The organism is Pseudonocardia parietis, from assembly GCF_017876315.1.
In the GTDB taxonomy this organism is placed as follows: domain Bacteria; phylum Actinomycetota; class Actinomycetes; order Mycobacteriales; family Pseudonocardiaceae; genus Pseudonocardia; species Pseudonocardia parietis.
The window spans coordinates 6,839,529-6,860,018 of the sequence record NZ_JAGINU010000001.1; the positions used below are offsets into that span (position 1 = coordinate 6,839,529).

23 protein-coding genes are annotated in these 20,490 nt (G+C 73.2%); 7 read left to right on the forward strand and 16 right to left on the reverse strand.

Features of this window, described 5'->3' with window-relative positions; genetic code table 11:
• The first annotated feature begins 15 nt into the window (after nucleotides 1-15).
• Entirely contained in the window at nucleotides 16-1,002 is a 987-nt protein-coding gene (locus JOF36_RS32230) for a D-2-hydroxyacid dehydrogenase (protein WP_210034342.1), read from the forward strand.
• Nucleotides 999-2,402, forward strand: coding sequence for an amidase (locus tag JOF36_RS32235; RefSeq protein WP_210034346.1), 1,404 nt, complete (start codon nucleotides 999-1,001; stop codon nucleotides 2,400-2,402). The genes JOF36_RS32230 and JOF36_RS32235 overlap by 4 nt, the downstream gene beginning before the upstream one ends.
• 27 nt (nucleotides 2,403-2,429) lie before the next feature.
• Here the strand turns inward: JOF36_RS32235 and tatB are convergent, their stop codons facing one another.
• From tatB to sigE, 4 genes are all read right to left on the reverse strand, one after another.
• Complete coding sequence (tatB, locus tag JOF36_RS32240) at nucleotides 2,430-2,876, reverse strand: Sec-independent protein translocase protein TatB (RefSeq protein ID WP_210034347.1); 447 nt, start codon at nucleotides 2,874-2,876, stop codon at nucleotides 2,430-2,432.
• A 49-nt stretch (nucleotides 2,877-2,925) separates the two neighbouring features.
• Nucleotides 2,926-4,473: a trypsin-like peptidase domain-containing protein gene (locus JOF36_RS32245; RefSeq protein WP_210034348.1), complete on the reverse strand. Its 1,548-nt coding sequence runs from the start codon at nucleotides 4,471-4,473 to the stop codon at nucleotides 2,926-2,928.
• Nucleotides 4,474-4,548: 75 nt separating this feature from the next.
• Complete coding sequence (locus JOF36_RS32250; RefSeq protein ID WP_210034349.1) at nucleotides 4,549-5,205, reverse strand: anti-sigma factor family protein; 657 nt, start codon at nucleotides 5,203-5,205, stop codon at nucleotides 4,549-4,551.
• A complete protein-coding gene (gene sigE / locus JOF36_RS32255) occupies nucleotides 5,202-5,852 on the reverse strand; it encodes an RNA polymerase sigma factor SigE (protein ID WP_245351059.1) in 651 nt (216 codons plus the stop codon). The genes JOF36_RS32250 and sigE overlap by 4 nt, the downstream gene beginning before the upstream one ends.
• A 169-nt stretch (nucleotides 5,853-6,021) precedes the next feature.
• On the opposite strand from sigE, the gene JOF36_RS32260 reads away from it, so the two are divergent.
• Nucleotides 6,022-6,669 carry an O-methyltransferase gene (locus tag JOF36_RS32260; protein WP_210034352.1) on the forward strand — a complete coding sequence of 216 codons (648 nt, stop codon included), beginning with the start codon at nucleotides 6,022-6,024 and terminating at the stop codon, nucleotides 6,667-6,669.
• Nucleotides 6,670-6,696: 27 nt separating this feature from the next.
• Here JOF36_RS32260 and glgC read toward each other — a convergent pair whose 3' ends face one another.
• Nucleotides 6,697-7,932, reverse strand: coding sequence for a glucose-1-phosphate adenylyltransferase (glgC, locus tag JOF36_RS32265; protein ID WP_210034354.1), 1,236 nt, complete (start codon nucleotides 7,930-7,932; stop codon nucleotides 6,697-6,699).
• A gap of 123 nt (nucleotides 7,933-8,055) precedes the next feature.
• Here glgC and glgA point away from each other — a divergent pair, with 123 nt between their 5' ends.
• Nucleotides 8,056-9,219, forward strand: a complete 1,164-nt coding sequence (glgA, locus tag JOF36_RS32270) for a glycogen synthase (RefSeq protein WP_210034355.1) — start codon at nucleotides 8,056-8,058, stop codon at nucleotides 9,217-9,219.
• Between the two features lie 72 nt (nucleotides 9,220-9,291).
• On the opposite strand, the gene JOF36_RS32275 is transcribed toward glgA, so the two are convergent.
• The 8 genes from JOF36_RS32275 to dapE all read right to left on the reverse strand — a co-directional run bounded on the left by JOF36_RS32275 (nucleotide 9,292) and on the right by dapE (nucleotide 14,707).
• A complete protein-coding gene (locus JOF36_RS32275; protein ID WP_085911655.1) occupies nucleotides 9,292-9,459 on the reverse strand; it encodes a DUF3117 domain-containing protein in 168 nt (55 codons plus the stop codon).
• 201 nt (nucleotides 9,460-9,660) lie between these two features.
• Entirely contained in the window at nucleotides 9,661-10,260 is a 600-nt protein-coding gene (locus tag JOF36_RS32280; protein ID WP_210034356.1) for a DNA-3-methyladenine glycosylase I, read from the reverse strand.
• A 22-nt stretch (nucleotides 10,261-10,282) separates the two neighbouring features.
• Complete coding sequence (locus tag JOF36_RS32285) at nucleotides 10,283-10,873, reverse strand: SRPBCC family protein (protein WP_372447433.1); 591 nt, start codon at nucleotides 10,871-10,873, stop codon at nucleotides 10,283-10,285.
• On the reverse strand, nucleotides 10,848-11,210 hold the full coding sequence (locus JOF36_RS32290; protein WP_210034357.1) for a DivIVA domain-containing protein: 363 nt from the start codon (nucleotides 11,208-11,210) through the stop codon (nucleotides 10,848-10,850). The genes JOF36_RS32285 and JOF36_RS32290 overlap by 26 nt, the downstream gene beginning before the upstream one ends.
• 35 nt (nucleotides 11,211-11,245) lie before the next feature.
• Nucleotides 11,246-12,253, reverse strand: a complete 1,008-nt coding sequence (locus tag JOF36_RS32295) for a glucosyl-3-phosphoglycerate synthase (protein ID WP_210034358.1) — start codon at nucleotides 12,251-12,253, stop codon at nucleotides 11,246-11,248.
• Nucleotides 12,250-12,825, reverse strand: a complete 576-nt coding sequence (locus tag JOF36_RS32300; RefSeq protein ID WP_210034362.1) for an LOG family protein — start codon at nucleotides 12,823-12,825, stop codon at nucleotides 12,250-12,252. The genes JOF36_RS32295 and JOF36_RS32300 overlap by 4 nt, the downstream gene beginning before the upstream one ends.
• Nucleotides 12,825-13,595 carry an LOG family protein gene (locus JOF36_RS32305; RefSeq protein ID WP_210034363.1) on the reverse strand — a complete coding sequence of 257 codons (771 nt, stop codon included), beginning with the start codon at nucleotides 13,593-13,595 and terminating at the stop codon, nucleotides 12,825-12,827. The genes JOF36_RS32300 and JOF36_RS32305 overlap by 1 nt, the downstream gene beginning before the upstream one ends.
• A 47-nt stretch (nucleotides 13,596-13,642) precedes the next feature.
• A complete protein-coding gene (gene dapE, locus JOF36_RS32310) occupies nucleotides 13,643-14,707 on the reverse strand; it encodes a succinyl-diaminopimelate desuccinylase (RefSeq protein WP_210036394.1) in 1,065 nt (354 codons plus the stop codon).
• A 413-nt stretch (nucleotides 14,708-15,120) separates the two neighbouring features.
• Here dapE and JOF36_RS32315 point away from each other — a divergent pair, with 413 nt between their 5' ends.
• The 3 genes from JOF36_RS32315 to JOF36_RS32325 are packed head-to-tail and all read left to right on the forward strand — an operon-like array spanning nucleotide 15,121 to nucleotide 17,766.
• Nucleotides 15,121-15,837, forward strand: coding sequence for a helix-turn-helix transcriptional regulator (locus tag JOF36_RS32315; RefSeq protein ID WP_210034364.1), 717 nt, complete (start codon nucleotides 15,121-15,123; stop codon nucleotides 15,835-15,837).
• 11 nt (nucleotides 15,838-15,848) lie between these two features.
• Nucleotides 15,849-16,787, forward strand: coding sequence for a 2,3,4,5-tetrahydropyridine-2,6-dicarboxylate N-succinyltransferase (dapD, locus tag JOF36_RS32320; RefSeq protein ID WP_210034365.1), 939 nt, complete (start codon nucleotides 15,849-15,851; stop codon nucleotides 16,785-16,787).
• Between the two features lie 10 nt (nucleotides 16,788-16,797).
• The gene (locus JOF36_RS32325; protein ID WP_210034366.1) at nucleotides 16,798-17,766 is read left to right on the forward strand and encodes a CHAD domain-containing protein; all 969 of its coding nucleotides are present in this window, start codon (nucleotides 16,798-16,800) and stop codon (nucleotides 17,764-17,766) included.
• A 1-nt stretch (nucleotide 17,767) separates the two neighbouring features.
• Here JOF36_RS32325 and JOF36_RS32330 read toward each other — a convergent pair whose 3' ends face one another.
• From JOF36_RS32330 to fdxA, 3 genes are all read right to left on the reverse strand, one after another.
• The gene (locus JOF36_RS32330) at nucleotides 17,768-18,979 is read right to left on the reverse strand and encodes an MFS transporter (RefSeq protein ID WP_210034373.1); all 1,212 of its coding nucleotides are present in this window, start codon (nucleotides 18,977-18,979) and stop codon (nucleotides 17,768-17,770) included.
• Nucleotides 18,980-19,058: 79 nt separating this feature from the next.
• Nucleotides 19,059-20,162, reverse strand: a complete 1,104-nt coding sequence (gene dapC / locus JOF36_RS32335) for a succinyldiaminopimelate transaminase (RefSeq protein ID WP_210034375.1) — start codon at nucleotides 20,160-20,162, stop codon at nucleotides 19,059-19,061.
• A complete protein-coding gene (gene fdxA / locus JOF36_RS32340; RefSeq protein WP_210034377.1) occupies nucleotides 20,159-20,485 on the reverse strand; it encodes a ferredoxin in 327 nt (108 codons plus the stop codon). Before fdxA ends, dapC begins: the two co-directional genes overlap by 4 nt.
• Nucleotides 20,486-20,490: the final 5 nt, after the last annotated feature.

Below are 20,490 nucleotides of genomic sequence, written 5' to 3' on the forward strand. Positions count from 1 at the left end.
CGACAGGATCGTGCTTTGCCGGTTTCCGCTGGTCAGGACCACAACGTCGTCACCGTGCTGCACGGCGGCGAGCATCCGCCCGGACTCGGGTCGAAGGCGGGTGACACACATCTCCGGTTCGCCTCGACGGAGAACGAGCTGGCCGAGGCGCTGCCCGGCAGCGATGTGCTGCTCACCTGGGACTTCACCTCCGACGCCGTCAAACAGGTCTGGAGCAGCGACCTGACCCGGGAGCTGCGCTGGGTGCACACGGCCAGTGCGGGCGTGGACCGGGTCGCGTTCCCCGAGCTGCTCGCCGCGCCGGTGACCCTCACGAACTCCCGCGGCGTCTTCGACCGGCCGATGGCCGAGTTCGTGCTCGGCGCCGTGATCGCGTTCGCCAAGGACACCGCACGGTCGCTGACGCTGCAGCGCGAACACCTCTGGCAGCACCGGGAGACCGAGACGGTCGCCGGCAAGGTCGTCACCGTCGTCGGCAGCGGCCCGATCGGGCACGCCATCGCGGGGCTGCTGACCGCCGTCGGGATGACCGTGCGACTGGTCGGCCGGCGCGCCGCGGACGGCGTGCACGCCTTCGACGAGCTGCCCGGCCTGCTCCCCGACTCCGACTACCTGGTGCTCGCGGCGCCGCTGACCGACGCGACCCGCGGCATGGTGCACACCGGCACGATCGCGCTGTTGCCCGAGCGGGCCCGGGTGATCAACGTCGGCCGCGGGCCGCTGATCGTGCAGGACGACCTCACCGAGGCACTGCGCGGCGGCCGCCTCGCCGGTGCCGCGCTCGACGTCTTCGAGGTCGAGCCGCTGCCGGCCGACTCCCCGCTGTGGGCGATGGAGAACGTGCTGATCTCCCCGCACATGTCCGGCGACGTCGTCGGCTGGAAGGACATGCTCGTCGAGCTGTTCGTGGACAACCTGGTGCGCTACCGGGACGGCGACGAGCTGCGCAATGTCGTGGACAAGGAACGTGGATACGTGAGCACCTCCGGAGGCAACCAGTGACGACAGCAGACCTCAGCGCGACCGAGCTGCTGGCCGGTTACCGCACCGGCGAGATCTCCCCCGTCCAGGCCACCCGGGACTCCCTGGACCGGATCGAGGCGTTCGACGGCGCCGTCAACGCGTTCTGTCTGGTCGACGCCGACCACGCGCTGGCCCAGGCCAAGGACTCCGAGGCCCGCTGGCAGGCCGGGGAACCGATCGGCCCGCTGGACGGCGTCCCGACGTCGATCAAGGACATGCTGCTGACGATCGGCTGGCCGACCCGGCGCGGCTCGACGACGACGTCGCCGGACGGTCCGTTCGAGGTCGACGGCCCGCCGGTCGCCCGGGTCCGCGCGGCGGGCGCGGTGCTGCTGGGCAAGAACACCACGCCCGAGCTGGCCTGGAAGGGTGTCACCGACTCCCCGTCCGGCGGCGTCACCACGAACCCGTGGGACCCGGCACTGACCGCCGGCGGTTCGTCGGGCGGCAGCGCGGCGGCCGTCGGGCTCGGAATGGGACAGCTGTCGCTGGGGACCGACGCCGGCGGATCGGTCCGCATCCCGGCTGCGTTCACCGGCACCGTCGCGCACAAGCCCACCTACGGCCGGATCTCGCACTACCCGGGCTCCGCCTTCGGCACCCTGGCCCACGTCGGCCCGATGACCCGCACGGTCGCCGACACGGCCCTGCTCCACGACGTCGTCTCCCAGCCCGACACCCGCGACCCGTGGGCGTTCGACGTGCCCCGCGAGTCCGCGGTCGAGCGTCTCGCCGGCGGGGCACAGGGCCTGCGGATCGCGTTCTCCCCGACCCTCGGCTACGTCGACGTCGATCCGGAGGTCGCCGCGCTGGTCGCCGAGGCCGTCGCGGTGTTCTCCCGGGAGCTGGGTGCCACCGTGGAGACCGCCGATCCCGGGTTCGTCGACCCGATCGAGCCGTTCCACACGTTGTGGTTCGCCGCGGCCGCGAAGTCCCTCGAGCCGATCGGCGCCGAGGCCCGCCGGGCCATGGACCCGGCGCTGGTGGAGATCGCCGAACAGGGTGCCGCCGTGTCCGCGCTCGACTACCTGGGCGCGATGGCCGTCCGCAACGAGCTCGGCACGCTCATGGGTGCCTTCCACCAGCAGTACGACCTGCTGCTCACCCCGACCCTGCCGATCACGGCGTTCGAGGGCGGCCGGGAGGTCCCCGACGGCTGGCCGAACCCGCGCTGGACGTCGTGGACCCCGTTCACCTACCCGTTCAACATGACCCAGCAGCCGGCCACGTCGGTGCCGTGCGGGTTCACCTCGGCCGGGCTGCCGGTCGGGCTGCAGGTGGTCGGACCGCGGCACGCCGACGCCACCGTGCTCGCCGCCGCGCACGCGTACCAGCAGGCCACCGAGCACCACCTGCGCCGGCCGGCCCTGCTCGGCTGAGCCGCACCGGCCCGGCCCCGGCGCCCGTCAGGTGGCGTCGGGGTCGACCGGGGGCTGCTCGTTCGCGGCAAGCGGCGGCTGCTGCGCGGGACGCGCCGGGGGCGGGGTGCTCGCCGCCGCCCCACCTGCGGCGCCGCCGGCGATCGCCGCACCGGCGGCCGACGCGCCGTTGGCGCCGGGGGCGAACCCGTTCGGCTTCACCGGCTCGTCCTCGGCGAACAGGCTGCGGGTGATCGCGCGGCGCGGGTTGAACGACCGCAGGCTGCGCAGGTCGTTGAGCGGCTGCTGGATCTGGTCGAACTCCGGGCCCAGTTCCTTCTTCAGATGGTTCTGGGCGCCGGTCGCGTACTCCTTGACCTTGCGCACGGCGCTGCCCAGCCAGCGCGCGGCCTCCGGGAGGCGCTCCGGGCCGAGGATGAACAGGCCCGCGACGACGAGGACCAGGATCTCCCACATGCCGATGTTCTCGAACACACCGACAGGGTACGGCGGGCTGCCGTGACCCGGTCGGGAGCCACTCCGGTCAGCGCCGACCGAGGGTTGCGGTGACGGTGAGCGGCCGGCCCTGGCGGACCAGCTCGACCGGGACCTGTGCGCCCGGGTCGTGCTCCCGGACAGCGACGACGAGCTCGTCGGCACTCGCGATGGGGCGGCCCGCGACCCGTACGACGACGTCGCCCTCGGCGACGCCGGCCGCCGCGGCGGGACCGCCCGCGACGACGTTCTGGATCTGGGCGCCGTCGGTGGCGCCGTCGGTGACCGAGCGCGCGTTCACCCCGAGGTCGGAGTGTTCGACCCGGCCGGTCCGGATCAGCTCCTCCGCGATGGCGCGGGCGTCGTCGATCGGGACGGCGAACCCGAGCCCGATCGACCCGCCCTGCCCGCCGGCCTCGGCGCTGCCGGCGCTGCGGATCGCGGTGTTGATACCGACGACGGCGCCGGTCGCGTCGACCAGCGGGCCGCCGGAGTTACCGGGGTTGATCGCGGCGTCGGTCTGCACGGCGTCGATCACCGCGTCGCCTGCGCTGCCCTCCGGGTCGAGCCGCACCGGACGGTCGACGGCGGAGACGATCCCCGTGGTGACGGTGCCGGCGAGCCCGAACGGGGACCCGATCGCGATGACGGCGTCGCCCACGGCCAGCTCGGACGACCGGCCGATCGCGGCGACGGTCGGGTTCGCCACCGGCACCTTCACCACTGCCAGGTCGGTCATCGGGTCGGTGCCGACCACGGTCGCCGGCAGCCGGGACCCGTCGGCGAACACGGCCTCGACCGTGCCCTGACCGGGCCCGGTGGCCGGGGCGACGACGTGGTCGTTGGTGAGTACGTAGCCGCCCGGGTCGATGACGACCCCGGAGCCGTTGCCCGCCTGGTTCCCGACCGTCACCTCCAGCGACACGACCGACGGCAGGACGCGACCGGCCACCTCCGGCACCGAGCCGGGCGGCCGTTCCTTCGCCTCCTCCGCGGCCGCCAGCACCGCGCCGGGGCTCGTCAGTGCGCTCGCGCCGGCCGCCGTCCAGTGCCCGACCACGCCGCCGAGCGCACCGGCACCGAGCGCCAGGACCCCCAGGATCGCCAGCGCCCGTGGCTGGACCCTCTTGCCGAAGAGCACCTCGCGGACGCTGAGCCGCGGACCGTCCTCGGGTTCCGGGGCCGGGCCCGGCTCACCGGCACCGTGCGGTGGCGCCGCGACCACCGGGGTGCCGGGATCACGCCAGGGATCCGCGGCGGAACCGCCGGGCCAGAACGGCTCCCTGCTCTGCTCACCGGGGGTGGCCATCCCGTCGGGGCCGGACGAGGGCGGGCGCTGCAGACCGGACCCCGCGGTCTCCGGGCGGCCGAAGGCCCGGGCGACGGCGGCGGTGGGTGGCCGCGTCGCGGCGAACCCGGACGTGCCGGTGTGCGACGGGGGCGGTGCGAACGACGAGTCGACGCCCTCGGGCCTGCCGAACGCGGTCCGCTCGGCGGGATCGGTGTCCGGGCGTTCCAGCGGACGCGGGCGCAGCCGGACCGGCGTCGTGCCGTCGTTCGAGCCGTCACCGTCCCGGGGATCCGGGGTATCGGTCATCGGCGCTCCATCCCCCACTGCACCGGACCAGCGTGCCCGTCCGGTGGTGAAGTCCCTGTGTCGGCGGGACCGGCCTCAGCCGGGGAAGGGCAGGCCTGCGTTGCGCACGGTCGGCGCCGGGGTGCCCGGCGCGGCGCTGCCGGTCGGTGACGCGGGAGTGCCCGGGGTGGGCATCGCCGACGTCGAGCGCTGCCGCGGCGCCGGGGTGGGGGTGGTCGCGAACCGGGCGACGGCGGCCGCACCCGGCCCCTGTCCGCCGGGGGCGGGCGCGGGGGCCTGCGACGTCGCGGCCGGGAGGCCGAACGCGAGCGCTCCGAGCGCGATCCCGGACACGGCGGCCCCGGTACCGAGTCGCATCCGGCGCGACCGCCGGGACCGGCGCTGCTCCCCGTCGAACGCGGCGGGGCGCAGGACCGAGACGAGTTCACCCTCCTGGGTGAGCGACAGGCCGGCCGGCGGCGGGGGCAGCTCGGTGTCCTGCGGGATCGAGCGCAGCGCGCTCATCAGCGACGGGGGCAGGGTCGGCGCGTCGGCTCCGCGCAGCGCGGACCGGGCGCGCCGCTGCTCGGCGACCTCGGCGACGCAGTCCGCGCACCGCTCCAGGTGCCGGGTCGCCCGGTCGTGCGGGCCGGAGGCCAGCTCGTCGTCGACGTAGGCGACGACCGCCTCGAGCGTCAGGTGGGTCTCCCCCCAGTCCGGGGGGACGACCTGGAAACGCCGTCGATCGGTCACGGAACCAACTCTGCCACCGAGCCGCGGTCCCCTGCCACCACCTCGTCGCGCTCCGCGGCCGCCGCCGCGGCGCGGTGCCGCTCCAGCGACGCCCGCAGCGCGGTCCGGCCGCGGTGGATCCGGCTGCGCACGGTGCCCAGCTTCACATCGAGCGTCGCGCCGATCTCCTCGTAGGACAGGCCCTCGACGTCACACAGCACGACCGCGACCCGGAAGTCCGGCGGCAGCTCGTCCAGCGCGGCCTGCAGGTGCGGGTCCAGGTGGTTGATCGCGAAGACGGTCTCCGGCTCGGGGCCACCGCCGGGGAGCCGGTCGGTGTCCTCGGGCAGGCCCTCCATCCGCAGCCGGGCACGGCGGCGGACCATGTCCAGGAACAGGTTCGTGGTGATGCGGTGCAGCCAGCCCTCGAACGTGCCCGGTTTGTAGGACGCCAGCGAGCGGAACACCCGGATGAACGTCTCCTGGGTGAGGTCCTCGGCGTCGTGCTGGTTGCCGGACAGCCGGTACGCGAGCCGGTAGACCCGATCGGCGTGCTCCCGGACGACCTCGTCCCAGCTGGGCGGGGTCCAGTCGGCACCCTCGCCGGGGCGGGTGCCGGCGGCGGCGTCCCGGATCGGGGCGTCGTCGTCTGTACGAGGAGCGGGCATCGGGGTAGGGCACCTCCGTGAATCGCGGTCGCCGCGTGGATCGTGGATCGACCGCGAGAGTGTCGTTCGTTGCTCTACAGGGTGCACTCGCCTGATGAGGAGGGGGTGAAACGCGTCTGAGAGAAGTCTGTGAAATCCGTTCCACCCCTGCCGTAGATAATCTTGCCTCATGAGCACACCCGCGGGGGCGGCCGCGTACGCCGACGGCTACCTCACCGAGGACCACGCGTTCGGGGACGCCCGAGCGCACGGCACGTCGGCGGACGCACATCCGATCACCCCGGCCGGCGGTGCGGCGCTGTCCGTGCTGGCCGCGACGATCTCTGCGAAGGCCGTGGTCGAGATCGGCACCGGAGCCGGTGTGAGCGGGCTGTACCTGTTGCGCGGCATGGCGTCCGACGGCGTCCTCACCACCATCGACGTCGATCCCGAGCTACAGCGCTCGGCGCGGCGCACGTTCCTGGGCGCCGGGTACGGACCCGGCAGGCTGCGGCTGATCAACGGGATGGCCCTGGACGTCCTGCCCCGGCTCACCGACGGCGGGTACGACCTCGTCGTCGCCGACGCGGTGCCGGGCGAGTACCCCGGCTACCTCGCCGAGGCGATCCGGCTGCTGCGACCGGGCGGGGTACTGGTCCTCGAGGGTGTGCTGGACGGCGGCCGGATCACCGAGGACTCCGCGGGCGACGGGCCGGGGACGGCCGCACTGCGCGAGACCGCCGACCTCGTCCGGGACGACGAGCGCCTGCTGTCCGCACTGCTGCCGGTGTCCGACGGCATGTTGTGCGCCGTCCGCCGTGACGTCCCAGCGCCGTGAGATGAGCCCCTGCCGTGAGGTGAGCTCCTACTGGGCCGTGGCGCCCTTCCCGAGCACGACGACGCCGCCGTTCGACACGGTGTAGCGGCTGCGGTCCTGGTTGAGGTCGACCCCGATCAGCGCGCCGTCGGGGACCACGACGTTCTTGTCCAGGATCGCCCGGCGCACCACGGCCCCCCGGCCGATCCGCGCGCCCGGCAGCACCACCGAGTCGGAGACCTCCGCACCGCCCTGGACCATCACGTTCGGGCTGATCACCGACCGGCGCACGATGGCCCCGGAGATGATCGTGCCGGCGCCGACGACCGAGTCCTGCGCGATGCCGCCCTCGACGAACTTGGCCGGCGGCAGCGCGGGCGTCGCCGTGCGGATCGGCCAGCGAGCGTTGTAGAGGTTGAAGATCGGGTGCACGGACACCAGATCGGTGTGCGCGTCGTAGTAGGCGTCGATCGTCCCGACGTCGCGCCAGTACCCGGCGTCGCGCTCCGTCGCCCCGGGAACGACGTTGTCGGCGAAGTCGTAGACGTGTGCCTCGCCCTTGCCCACCAGCGCCGGGATGATGTCGCCGCCCATGTCGTGGTCGGAGTCGGCGTTCGCGGCGTCGGCCCGCAGCGCGTCGAGCAGCGCCTCGGTGGTGAACACGTAGTTGCCCATCGAGGCGAACGTGACGTCCGGGTCGTCCGGCACGTGCGGCGGGTCGGACGGCTTCTCCAGGAACTCGGTGATCTTCCCGGACTCGTCGGAGGCGATACAGCCGAACGACTTGGCCTCCGCCCGCGGCACCCGGATCCCGGCGACAGTGACGCCGGCGCCGGACTCGGCGTGCTGGGCGATCATCTGCGCCGCATCCATCCGGTACACGTGGTCGGCACCGAAGACGGCGATGTACTCGGGCTCGTCGTCGTAGACCAGGTTGAGACTCTGGAAGATCGCGTCGGCGCTGCCGGTGTACCAGCGGCGGCCGAGCCGCTGTTGCGCCGGAACCGTGGTGATGTACTGGTCGAGCACCGACGACAGCCGCCACGTCGTGGTGATGTGCCGGTCCAGCGAGTGCGACTTGTACTGGGTCAGCACACAGATCCGGTCCATCCCGGCGTTCACCAAATTGGACAGCACGAAGTCGATGAGCCGGTAGTTGCCACCGAACGGCACGGCAGGCTTCGCTCGGTCCGCGGTGAGCGGCCACAACCGCTTCCCCTCACCGCCGGCCAGCACGATGCCGAGCACCCTCCCGGGAAGACGTCCGGACGCGAGCGGTCGCATGGCGTGAACACTAGTGGGCTCCCAGTGATGGGGCCACACGTTCGGGGCGGTGGGCGCGGCGGACCGGACCGGGCGCGGCGGTCACTCGCGTGCCGGCGGCCGCACGCAGTAGCGTCAGCCGCCGTGCGCGCCGGCCTCCTCACCCGTGAATATCCGCCCGCCGTCTACGGCGGTGCCGGAGTCCATGTCGGACATCTGGTCCCCGCCCTGCGGGAGCTCCTCGACGTCGACGTGCACTGCTTCGCCGAGCCGGGGATCGACGCCCCGGCCGGCGCCCGCGCGCACTCCGCCCCACCGCTGCCCGACGGCGCCAACGCCGCGCTGACCACGCTCGGTGTCGACCTGTCGATGGCGGCCGAGCTGGAGCGCTGCGACGTGCTGCACTCGCACACCTGGTACGCCAACATGGCCGGTCACATCGGCGGCCTGCTGCACGGGCGGCCGCACGTCGTCACAGCGCACTCGCTCGAGCCGCTGCGCCCGTGGAAGGCCGAGCAGCTCGGCGGCGGGTACCGGCTGTCGTCCTGGGTGGAGCGGACCGCCTACGAGGCCGCGAACGCCGTCATCGCCGTCTCCCACGGGATGCGCCGCGACGTGCTGGCCGCCTACCCGGCGATCGATCCCGAGCTCGTGCACGTGGTGCACAACGGGATCGACACGCAGTTCTACGCGCCCGACCCGGCCCGCGACACCCTGCTCGAGCACGGGGTGGACCCGGACCGGCCGATCGTGGTGTTCGTCGGGCGGATCACCCGGCAGAAGGGGCTGACGCACCTGGTCGCGGCTGCGCACCGGTTCGACCCCGCCGCGCAGGTGGTGCTCTGCGCGGGGGCGCCGGACACACCGGAGCTCGCCGCCGAGACCGAGCGGGCGGTGGCCGAGCTGTCGGAGACGCGCGACGGGGTGGTCTGGATCCAGCGGATGCTGAAGACCACGGAGGTACGCCAGCTGCTGTCGGCGGCGACGGTGTTCGTGTGCCCGTCGGTGTACGAGCCGCTGGGCATCGTCAACCTCGAGGCCATGGCCTGCGGGACCGCGGTGGTCGCGTCCGACGTCGGCGGGATCCCGGAGGTCGTCGTGGACGGCGGAACGGGACTGCTGGTCCACTACGACCCGTCCGACACCGCGACGTTCGAGGAGGCGATCGCCGACCGGGTCAACGCGTTGGTGGCGGACCCGGACCGGGCGGCGCTGATGGGCGAGCGTGGACGGGAACGTGCGGTCTCCGAGTTCACCTGGTCGGAGATGGCCCGGCGGACGGTCGAGGTCTACGAGCGCGTCGTATGAGCGCGTCGTGTGACCGGGGGACCGGTGACGGAGCCGGTCGCCCGGCCCCGTCACGTCACGGTCACCGGGGCCTCAGCCGACGGTCGCCTTCAGTGCCTCACTGAGGGCCGAGGCCTCGTCCGGGGTCATCTCGACCACCAGACGGCCACCACCCTCGAGCGGGACGCGCATCACGATGCCCCGGCCCTCCTTGGTCACTTCCAGGGGCCCGTCGCCGGTGCGGGGCTTCATCGCGGCCATTCGTCCGTCCTCCGTCAACATCCACAACAGTCGTTCCGCGGGGACGCGCTCGGGGGACGCGCCGACCGTGGAACCACATTGTCCCCCATCACCGGTGGCGAGGTGCAACCGAGGCGATCACGGCTCGGCCGCGATCATCGCGACCTTCACACAGCGCAACGACACGACGACCGTCCGACGCGCCGGGGCGGCTGTCCACGGTCAGTCGCCGCGGCCCGTCGCCCGCCAGCAGTACGCCACGTGGTCGTCGACCAGGCCGGTCGCCTGCATGAGCGCATAGCAGGTCGTCGGCCCCACGAACCGGAAACCGCGTCGCTTCAGCGCCTTCGACAGCGCCACCGATGCGGGTGTGCTGGGTGGGACGTCCGCCAACCGGGCCGGGCGCGGGTGGTCGGCCGGGTCCGGGGCGAACGAGGCGAGGAACCCGCCCAGATCGGTGCCGGCCTCGGCCAGGTCGAGCACCGCCCGGGCGTTCGACACGGTGGCCTCGATCTTCTGCCGGTTCCGGACGATGCGGGCGTCGGTGAGCAGCCGGGCGACGTCGTCCTCGCCGAAGCGGGCGACCGCCTCGGGATCGAAGTCGTGGAAGACGTCCCGGAACGCCGGTCGCTTGCGCAGGATGACGATCCAGGACAGGCCGGCCTGGAAGCCCTCGAGGGTGATCCGCTCGAACCACGCCGCGGTGCCGTGGACGGGGCGGCCCCACTCCTCGTCGTGGTAGGCGACGTAGTCGGGCGCGGACAGTGCCCAGTCGCAGCGACGCCTGGCGTCCGGTTCCTCGGGTCCCTTTGCTCTGCTCACCTCGGCGCACCACCGGTCCTGATCATCGGCCCGCCCGGTAGCGGTCCTCGGTCCGTTCGGCCATCGTCCGCAGCGACCGGGCGACACCGGCCCGGAGCGCCGGCCGCACGACCGGCCGGCCGAGCCGGCCGAGTAGGCCGAACGGTAGATCGAGCAGCTCGCTCCACACGAAACGGGACCGGCGCGGCCCGAGTTCCTCGACCGCGAACACCCCGTCGCCCCGGAGAACCGTCCCGGTGTGGGTGACGACGATCCGCCGGTCGCCGGACCCCCCGGCGGGCGGTTCGGTCCACTCGGTGACCCGCATGGTGTCCGTGATGCCCAGCGGGCCGATCCCGGTGACGGCGCGCAGCTCGGTGCCGACGGAACGACCGTCACCGCCGATGACCTCGACCCGCGTTCCGAGCATCCACTCGGACTGCCCCTCGAGGTCGGAGACGACCTCCCAGAGGACGCCGGCGGGGACGTTCACGTCGACCGGGACGGTGAGCTCCATCCGGCCTCTGCTCTGCTCACCAGTGCTGCTCTGCTCACCAGTGCTGCTCTGCTCACCGCGGCGCACCGCCCTGCTCTGCTCACCGCGGCGCTCACCACTGCCGTCGTTGCTCGTCATCCGAGCCCTCCTCGGTGCGCATCCGCGCGATGGTGGCCTCCAGCCGGGCCACCCGTTCGGTCAGCTCGTGCCGGTCGTCCCGGACCCGGTCCAGCTCGCCGGCCAGGCGGTCCAGCGCCCAGTCGACCTCGGCCATCCGGTAGCCCCGCAGGACCTGCTGGAAACGCAGGTCCTGCACATCCGACCCGGACACCTCGCGGGCCGGCAGCCGGGTCGGCGTCGCGTCCGGGGCGAGCGGGGCGAGCTCCTCGCCACGCCCGAAGACCGCGGCCGCCAGCACGAAGACCAGCGCCGCCACGACGGCGAGGACGAGCACGTACACCAGCGCGGTCCCCATGCCGCCATCACATCACGAGCCGGCGACGGCGGTACTCACCCCACGCGGACGTGCGCCCCGGGCCGCACCGGCTCGGCGGCCCCACCGGCACGGACGCCACCGGGCGGGGGACGGTCGACCTGCCGGAGCGGGTGCGTCTCGGCCCGCCACGCAGGACCGTCGGGGTCGTCCACGGGACGGAAGCCGACCAGCCCGGCGCCGGAGTCCGACACCCCGCAACGGTCCAGCGCGGTCGCGAGCACCTCGCGCGAGGTCCGCGCCAGCTCGTGCACCGGCCGGTTGCGGTGCCGCCGGACACCGAGGTCCGTCTGCGCGATCGCGTCGATCCCCCGCAGCTCCGCGACGTCGAGCAGCAGGCCGATGTCGACCCCGTAGCCGGTGGCGAACGGCAGCCGGTCGAGCACCTCCCGGGTCGCGGCGTACTCACCGCCGAGCGGCTGCCGGACATGCCCCAGGCCGGGCCGCAGTGCGGCGAGCAGCGGACGGGCCAGCAGCTCCGTGACCCGGCCGCCCTCGTGGCCCTCCGGGCCGTCCAGCGGGCGACGGTGATAGCCCTTGACGAAGGCGGTCCCGGGGCGGGTGAGGAGCGGCGCGAGCAACCGCGGGACGAGATCGGGGTGCGGGTCGACGAGATCGGCGTCGACGAAGCAGATCAGATCGGCCGGGTCGGGCTGTGTCCGCGCACCGTCCTCCCCCAGCGCGACGACCGCCCGCCACAACGCCTCCCCCTTGCCCGGGAGCACCGGGACGCCCGGTAGCGCCCGTTCCCGGGAGAGCACTCGCGCGCCGGCTGCAGCGGCGCGTTGCGCCGTGCGGTCGGTGCTACCGGAGTCGAGGACGACGAGGTCGTCCACCAGCGCGTCCGAGCCGACGGTGAACCGGAGCAGGCCCGCGACCAGGGGGCCGACCGTCGTCTCCTCGTCCAGGGCAGGCAGGACGACGACGACACGCCGGTCTCCCTTGAGCGCGGCCAGCCGGGTGGCCCGTTCCCCGCCCGGGGTGTCACGGCCGCGGGTCTCCGTCCGCGCAGGCTGTCCGCTCATCCGACGGGCCGCGCGCATGCGTCGAGTGCGGTGGCGACGGGATCGGCACCGTCGCGCACCACGCGCAGCCGCTCCATCGGCGTCCGGGAGGCGAACCCTCGACCGGTCAGCCCGCCGACCCAGTCGAGCAGACCGTCCCAGTGGCCGTCCGGATCGAGCAGGACCACCGGCTTTCCGTGCAGACCGAGGGCTCCCCCCGACCACACCTCGAACAGCTCTTCGCAGGTACCGAGGCCGCCGGGCAGGGCGAGGAACGCGTCAGCCCGGTCCTCCATGTGCTGCTTGCGTTCCCGCATGCTGTCGGTGACCATCAGCTCGTCGCTGTCGTGGTCCGCCCACTCCCGCTCGACCATGGACCTCGGGATGATCCCGACGGTGCGGCCGCCCGCCTCGCGTGCGCCGGCTGCGAGCGCGCCCATCATCGAGCGTCGGCCGCCGCCGGAGACGAGGGTCCATCCGCGCCCGGCGATCTCCCGTCCGACGGCATCGGCGAGTTCGAGGTAGCGCGGTGCGATGCCGTCGGAGCTGGCGCAGTAGACACAGACCGCGAACCCCGGCTCCGGGTCTGCCATCAGTGCGTCTCCTCCCAGGCGTGATAGGCCTCACCGACGACGTCGACGGCGTCGTCGATGTCGTCGGTGAGGTGCAGCAGGTCGAGGTCCTTCTCCGAGATCTTGCCCTCGCGCAGCACCGTCTTGGCGATCCAGTCGTAGAGCCCGCCCCAGTACTCCGTCCCGAGCAGGACCACCGGGAACTTGGTGACCTTCTTGGTCTGCACCAGGACGAGGGCCTCGAACAGCTCGTCGAGCGTGCCGAACCCACCGGGCAGGCAGACGAACGCCTGCGAGTACTTCACGAACATCGTCTTGCGGGCGAAGAAGTACCGGAAGTTGATCCCGAGGTCGACCCACGGGTTCAGGCCCTGTTCGAACGGCAGCTCGATGCCCAGCCCGACCGAGAGCCCGCCGGCCTCGGACGCACCCCGGTTGGCCGCCTCCATCGTGCCGGGCCCGCCGCCGGTGATGACGGCGAATCCGGCCCCGGCGAGCCGCGCGCCGAGCTCACGGCCCTGCTCGTACTCGGGTGAGTCGACCGGCGTGCGGGCCGAACCGAACACCGTCGCCGCGCGGGGCAGCTCGGCGAGCATGCCGAAGCCCTCGACGAACTCGGCCTGGATCCGCATGACCCGCCACGGATCGGTGTGCACCCAGTCCGCAGGCCCCCGCGAGTCGAGCAGTCGCTGGTCGGTCGTGGTGGGCTCGATACTGCGGCTGCGGCGCAGCACCACCGGACCGCGCTGCTTCTCCGGCAGCTTCTGGGGGTCGGTGTCTTGGTCGGCCATGCGGCTCACGGTATTCCGGTCGTCGCCGCCGCCATCGGCCGGATGGTTCAGGATGCGAGGTAGGCCCGTAGCGCCGCCGCGCAGGCGGTGACGGCGTCCTCGGCGACGTGCTCCTCCCGGGTGTGCGCCAGGTTCGGGTCGCCCGGTCCGTAGTTGACGGCCGGGATCCCGAGTGCGGCGAACCGGGAGACGTCGGTCCAGCCGTACTTCGCCCGTGGGGTCGCACCGCTGGCCTCGACGAACTCGGCCGCCGCCGGTGCGGACAACCCGGGGAGCGCTCCGGGCGAGAGGTCGGTGACGGTGAGCGGGAAGCCGTCGAACACCTCACGGACGTGCTCGACGGCCCGCTCGGCGGAGCGATCGGGCGCGAACCGGAAGTTGACCGTGACCACGCATTCGTCCGGCACGACGTTTCCCGCGACACCGCCCCCGATCCGGACCGCCTGCAGTCCCTCGCGGTAGACGCAGCCGTCGATCTCGACATCGCGAGGCCGGTAGGCCGCAAGCCTGGACAGGATGTCACCGGCCCGGTGGATCGCGTTGTCCCCCAACCAGGACCGTGCCGAATGCGCGCGCCGGCCCGCGGTACGGAGCTCGACCCGCAGCGTCCCCTGACAGCCCGCCTCGATGACGCCGTCGGTCGGCTCACCGAGGATCGCGAGATCGGCGTCGAGCCAGTCGCGGTGCTCGCGCTCGATCCGGCCGAGCCCGTTGCGTTCGGCCTCGATCTCCTCGCAGTCGTAGAACACGAACGTGACGTCGTGCCGCGGCTCGGGGAGCACGGCGGCGAGATGGGCGAAGACGGCGTCGCCCGACTTCATGTCGGAGGTGCCGCAGCCGTACACGAGCCCGCCGGTCCGCCGCGACGGGACGTTGTCCGCGATCGGCACCGTGTCGAGGTGCCCGGCCAGCAGCACCCGGTGCGACCGGCCCAGATTCGTCCGAGCGAGGACCGCATCGCCGGACCGCAGCACCTCCAGGTGGGGAGCCTGGGTCCGCAGTGCGCTCTCGAGCGCGTCGGCGAGCTCCCTCTCCTGCCCGGAGACGCTCGCGACGTCGACCAGCGCCGCGGTCAACGTCACCGGGTCGACCGTCAGATCCAGGGCGGGCAGCGTCCTCGTCACCGGCGCGACGGTACCGACCCCTCCCAGCTCGATCCCCGCCCGGCTTCTCCGCGCCACCGACCGGAACATGATCATCCGCCGACGCCACGGTAGGGGTCGGTCTTCCGGCGCTTTGCTCTGCACACCGATGCGCACCGCCCCGGCCGCATGCACCGCCGCGGCGCGAGAGGCTGGAGACCGGTGGGCGCGCGGCGCCTCCCGGTGAGCAGAGCAAAGCGACGCCGAAGCACCCCGTCCCAGCGCCAGCGCGATGATCATTCCGCCGGACGCCCGTAGCACGGCGCACCGACGTCGACCGGGCTGCGCCCGACTTTCGAGGGCATCCGTCCCCATGTCGTCCCACTGTCCACAGCCGCCGGATTCGCCGGTCCGACGGCCCGTGACGGCGCCAGGATCGAGCCATGAACAGCAACGACGCCGGAGACCGGCTGCCTGAGGAGCCGCCGATCGCGATCGTCGACCTCGCCGTTCCGGATGCATCGGGTCTGGTCCGTGCGGTGCGCCGGCGCGCCGATCTCTCGCAGCGCGAGCTGGCCCAGCGCACGGGCCTGTCCCGCTCGACGATCGGCCGGATCGAGAGCCGGTCGCTGGTGCCCGGCCTGGGGACGCTCGTGGCGATCCTTGCCGTGGCGGGATTGCGGCTCGTCGCGATCGACGAGGACAACCGGCGCGTGCCGCCGATGGAGGACCCGCCGGGCGACGACATGCGGGACGGTGCGGGCCGCCGTTACCCGTCCCACCTGGACACGATCGTCGATCCGGCGCCCGGGGAATGGTGGGGTGACCGGTTCGGTCTGGCTCGCCCGCCCGAGACGTTCCGGCGCGACCGGGAGATGCGGGACGTGATGCGTCGGCGCAGCGTCTGGGAGGTGCGGGTCGCGCAGTACCAGTGGGCCCACCCACCGCCCACCGTGGAGGCGTGGATCCAGCGGCAGGCCCAGTGTCGGCGATGCGGGACCCTTCCGCCGCCCGTTCGGCCACCGTTCGCTCCCGATCGGGTCGAGCGTTACCTGCGCGCCGCCGCTCAGCTCGCGAGCGCGGCGGTCGCCGCAACAGCCGCGGCGGACGTGGCCCGGCGCACTCACGGCGCTGCGCCACGGACGCCATCAGGACGGTAGGTTCGGCGCCCGTGAGCACCGAGTACCGCCGCGAAGGCGCTTCCGGAACAGGCCTGGCCACGGTCACGACCGACGGCACCGTCCTCGACGTCTGGTACCCGGCGCCCGCGCCGGCCGGAACCGAGGTGATCGACCCGTCCGAGGACCTCGCCGCGCTGGTCACGACCGACGACCTGCGCGGGGTACGGACCGAGGTCGTCCGCACCGATATCGCCTCGCTCGCCGACGCCCCGGCGGACGCCGCCGACGTCTACCTGCGCCTGCATCTGCTCAGCCACCGGCATGTCCAGCCGCACCAGGTCAACCTCGAGGGTCAGTTCGGTCTGCTGGCCAACGTCGTCTGGACCAACCACGGCCCGTGCGCCGTACCCGGCTTCGAGCTGACCCGCGCGAAGCTGCGCAGCCGCGGCCCGGTGACCGTCACGCACGTCGACAAGTTCCCGCGGATGGTCGACTACGTCGTCCCGTCGGGTATCCGCATCGGCGACGCCGACCGGGTCCGGCTCGGCGCCCACCTCGCCGAGGGCACCACCGTCATGCACGAGGGCTTCGTCAACTTCAACGCCGGCACCCTCGGTGCGTCCATGGTCGAGGGCCGGATCTCGGCCGGCGTCGTCGTCGGTGACGGTTCGGACCTGGGTGGCTCCGCATCGGTGATGGGGACGCTCTCCGGGGGCGGCAAGGAGGTCATCTCGATCGGCAGGCGCTGCCTACTCGGTGCCAATGCCGGCCTGGGGATCTCACTCGGTGACGACTGCGTCGTCGAGGCGGGCCTCTACGTCACCGCCGGCACGAAGGTCACCCTGCCGGACGGGACGACGACCGCGGCGCGCGGCCTCTCCGGCCAGGACGGGCTGCTGCTGCGGCGCAACTCGGTCACCGGTGCCGTCGAGGCACTGCCGCGTACCGGCGACGGCATCGCACTCAACGCCGCGCTGCACGCGAACTAGGACCGTGAGCATGGACGGGGCACCTCAGCCTCCCTCGAACCTGTACGGCGTGGCCGACCTCGGTGAACCGCTGAAGGCCGGGCCCGGTGAGCCGGCGGTGAACCACGTCCGGGCGCTGCTCGACAAGCGGTCGCGCGCGATGCTGCACCACGAACCGGGTGTCCGGGCCGGCGAGGACATCGAGGACCTGCACAAGATGCGGGTCTCGGTGCGCAGGATGCGTGCCGCGCTCAAGGCGGCCCGGCCCCTGCTCGAGCACACTTGGGCCGACCGCCTCCGGTCCGATCTGGGCCGCCTGGGTCGCGCGCTCGGCCCCGTCCGCGATCTCGACGTCATGATCGAACGTCTGCGGGGTGAGGTGGCGACGCTGCCGCCCGCCGAGCAGGCCGCCGGCGAGCGCCTGGTGGCCGTGCTGGAAGGCGACCGGGTGGCGGCACGCGCGGCCATGCTGGACGAGCTCGACTCGGACCGGCACGCCGCCCTGCGGCGCAGCCTGGTCGAGACGGTGTCCGCGCCGCTGCCGGAACCGCCGGACGACGTCGCCCGCCCGGCCCTGGTCGAACTGGTGCGCGTCGAGACCCGCCGGCTCACCAAGGCCGTGCGCCGGGCCGGGTCGAACCCGCCGGACATGACGCTGCACGACCTGCGGATCCGGGCCAAGCGGCTCCGCTACACCGGTGAGCTGGTCGAGCCGGCGATGCGCGACGAGAAGGGCAAGCGCACCGAGGACGCCAAGCGCGTCCGGACGATGCTCAAGGCCGCAGCGGGACTTCAGGAGGTCCTCGGCGACCACCAGGACGCCTGTGTGGCCGAGCACCGCATCCGCGCCCTGCTCGACGAGCTCGGTACCTCCCCGGACGCCCACGAGATCTTCGTCGGCGGCCGGCTCGTGGAGCGCGAGCGAGCCCGGGCCGAGGTGCTGCGCGCCCAGTGGTGGGACGCCTGGCTGGAGCTCTCCGAACGTGCCGAGGAGCTCTGAGCTACTCCGGGCGGTCGCCGATGCGCCAGATCGCGGCCGCCTGGAGCCCGGCTGCTGCGACCAGCAGGACGATCGCCGGGAAGAATCCCCCGAGATCGATCAGCAGCCCCATCACCAGGGGCCCGATCCCGGCCGCGCAGTAGCCGACGCCGAGCCCGAACCCGCTGACCGCCGCGCTGCGGGCGGGCGTCGGCGTCCGCCAGGCGATCACGGCGAGACCGAGCGGGAACCCGGCGCCGACGCCGATCCCGATCAGTACCGCCCACAACCACGGCAAGGGCGTGCCCGGGGCAGGCAGGAGCAACGCCCCCACGGTTCCGGCGATGCTGCTGAGCACGGTCAGCGACGCCCAGAACCGCCACCGCCTGTGTCGTTCCGCGATCGCCGGGAACAGCAGCGCGGCAGGAATCTGCGCGATGCTCCAGACCGCCAGCAGCAGTCCCGCGCTCTGTGCCGACCAGCCCTGCAGTTCGTAGAACGGCGAGAGCCAGGTGAGCCAGCCGTAGAAGATCGTCGACGAGCCGGCGAGGTAACAGGCGGCGCGGCGGGCGAAGGGGTCCCGCCAGATGCGCGGCTCGTCGCGCTCGGACGCACCGTCGTCGGCCGGGACCGCCGAGCGGCCTCGTCCGATCCGCGCCGCGACCGGAACCCATACCGCGACGGCCAGCACGGCCGGGACCGCCCACACCGCGAGCGACAACGACCACCCGCCGAGCGCGACGGCCAGCGGCACCGCGACCGCCGACGCGACCGTCGCACCGACCATCATCGAGACGACGTATCCGCCGGTCACCGCTCCGGCCCGGTCGGCGAGATACTCCTTGACGACCCCGGTCAGCAGAACCCCGGCGACACCGATCCCCGCTCCGACCAGCACGCTCCCGCCGATCAGCGTCGGCAGGGCGGGGACCGCGCGCAGCAGGCTCCCGGCCGCGATGATCGCGACCGCGACGCCGAGCAGACGTTCCCGCCCGATCCGGGCCGCGACGGCGGCCGCGCCGAAGGAACCGGCGGACATCATCAGCACCGCGCCGGCCTGGACGAGCCCGGCGGCACCGGCTCCGATGCCGAGATCCGCCCGCACCGTCTCCAGCAGCGGCGGGTACCCGGCCAACCCGGCCCGCAGGTTCACCGCGAGCGCGAGCACGCCGAGCAGGACCACCGCCGGCCGGACCGCCCGCGTGGTCGGCGGCGACGTGCTCGCTGACGACATCAGCAGCTCCTTCACCGGTACGAACGGTGGGCGCGGCAGGCCGCCGCGCTCAGCCGGCGGATCGACGCCCGGCGACGGGTCAGACGGCGCCGAGACGTTCGACGGCGGCGTCGATGCGCTCGTCCGCCGCGGTCAGTGCCACGCGGACGTTCCGGGCACCGGCAGGCCCGTAGAACTCGCCGGGCGCAACGAGGATCCCGAGATCCGCGAGCCGGTCCACGGTGGCCCTGCACTGCTCACCCGCGCCGGCCCACAGGTAGAGGCCGGCCTGGGAGTACTCGATCTCGAGCCCGGCCTTCTCCAGCCCGCCCCGCAGCCGGGTGCGGCGGGCGTCGTAGCGGGCAGCCTGCTCGGCGACGTGCGCGTCGTCGGAGACTGCAGCCTCCAGCGCCGCCTGGACCGGCCGCGGGACGATCATGCCGGCGTGCTTGCGCACCTCCAGCAACCCCGAGACCAGGGCCGGGTCACCGGCGACGAAACCGGCCCGGTAACCGGCCAGGTTCGAGATCTTCGACAGCGAGTGCACCGCGAGCAGACCGGTGGGGTCGCCGTCACAGACGTCGGGATGCAGCACCGAGCGCGGTGCGGGGTCGGCCTCGCCGGGCAGGCCGAGGTAGCACTCGTCCGACGCGACGACCGCGCCCCGCTCGCGGGCCCAGGTGACCACCTTCCGCAGGTGCTCGACCGGTAGGACCCGGCCGGTCGGGTTGGACGGTGAGTTCAGCCACACCAGCTTCACCCTGGCCGGGCCGGCCGCCGTCAACCCGTCGGAACGGATGTGGTCGGCGCCCGCCAGCCGCGCGCCGACCTCGTACGTCGGGTAGGCCAGCTCCGGGATGACGACGGTGTCGCCCGCCCCGAGCCCGAGCAGCGTGGGCAACCAGGCGACCAGCTCCTTGGAACCGATCGTCGGCAGCACCGCGGCCGGGTCGATGCCGGGCACCCCGAAACGCCGCTGCAGGGAGGCCACGATCGCCTCGCGCAGCGGCGCCGGGCCGTGCGTCGTCGGGTAGCCGGGTTCCGCGGCGGCCGGGCCGGACAACGCCTCCCGCAGCGGCCCGGGGACCGGGTCCACCGGGGTTCCGACCGAGAGGTCGACGATGCCACCCGGGTGCGCCGCGGCCCGCTCACGCGCGGGAAGCAGTGAATCCCACGGAAAGTCGGGCAGGTTCAGTCGGCTCACTCGTTGTGTTCCTGCGGGGGAAGGCTCTTGGCCGGCTCGACGTCGTGGTCGACCTTCCCGACCTTGGACGCGCCACCGGGCGAGCCCAGCTCGTCGAAGAAGTCGACGTTGGCCTTGGTGTAGGCGGCCCACTGGTCCGGCACATCGTCCTCGTAGTAGATCGCCTCGACGGGGCAGACCGGCTCACACGCACCGCAGTCGACGCACTCGTCGGGGTGGATGTAGAGCATCCGGCCGCCCTCGTAGATGCAGTCCACCGGGCATTCCTCGATGCACGCCTTGTCGAGCAGGTCGACGCAGGGTTCGGCGATCACGTAGGTCACTTCGG

Coding starts and splice junctions, on each gene's coding strand:
- JOF36_RS32245 (WP_210034348.1), bottom strand. CDS start 4,473: ATGACCGATACCCCGGATCCCCGGGACGGTGACGGCTCGAACGACGGC.
- sigE (WP_245351059.1), bottom strand. CDS start 5,852: ATGCCCGCTCCTCGTACAGACGACGACGCCCCGATCCGGGACGCCGCC.
- JOF36_RS32260 (WP_210034352.1), top strand. CDS start 6,022: ATGAGCACACCCGCGGGGGCGGCCGCGTACGCCGACGGCTACCTCACC.
- glgC (WP_210034354.1), bottom strand. CDS start 7,932: ATGCGACCGCTCGCGTCCGGACGTCTTCCCGGGAGGGTGCTCGGCATC.
- JOF36_RS32275 (WP_085911655.1), bottom strand. CDS start 9,459: ATGGCCGCGATGAAGCCCCGCACCGGCGACGGGCCCCTGGAAGTGACC.
- JOF36_RS32285 (WP_372447433.1), bottom strand. CDS start 10,873: ATGACGAGCAACGACGGCAGTGGTGAGCGCCGCGGTGAGCAGAGCAGG.
- JOF36_RS32290 (WP_210034357.1), bottom strand. CDS start 11,210: ATGGGGACCGCGCTGGTGTACGTGCTCGTCCTCGCCGTCGTGGCGGCG.
- JOF36_RS32295 (WP_210034358.1), bottom strand. CDS start 12,253: ATGAGCGGACAGCCTGCGCGGACGGAGACCCGCGGCCGTGACACCCCG.
- JOF36_RS32300 (WP_210034362.1), bottom strand. CDS start 12,825: ATGGCAGACCCGGAGCCGGGGTTCGCGGTCTGTGTCTACTGCGCCAGC.
- JOF36_RS32305 (WP_210034363.1), bottom strand. CDS start 13,595: ATGGCCGACCAAGACACCGACCCCCAGAAGCTGCCGGAGAAGCAGCGC.
- JOF36_RS32315 (WP_210034364.1), top strand. CDS start 15,121: ATGAACAGCAACGACGCCGGAGACCGGCTGCCTGAGGAGCCGCCGATC.
- JOF36_RS32325 (WP_210034366.1), top strand. CDS start 16,798: ATGGACGGGGCACCTCAGCCTCCCTCGAACCTGTACGGCGTGGCCGAC.
- JOF36_RS32330 (WP_210034373.1), bottom strand. CDS start 18,979: ATGTCGTCAGCGAGCACGTCGCCGCCGACCACGCGGGCGGTCCGGCCG.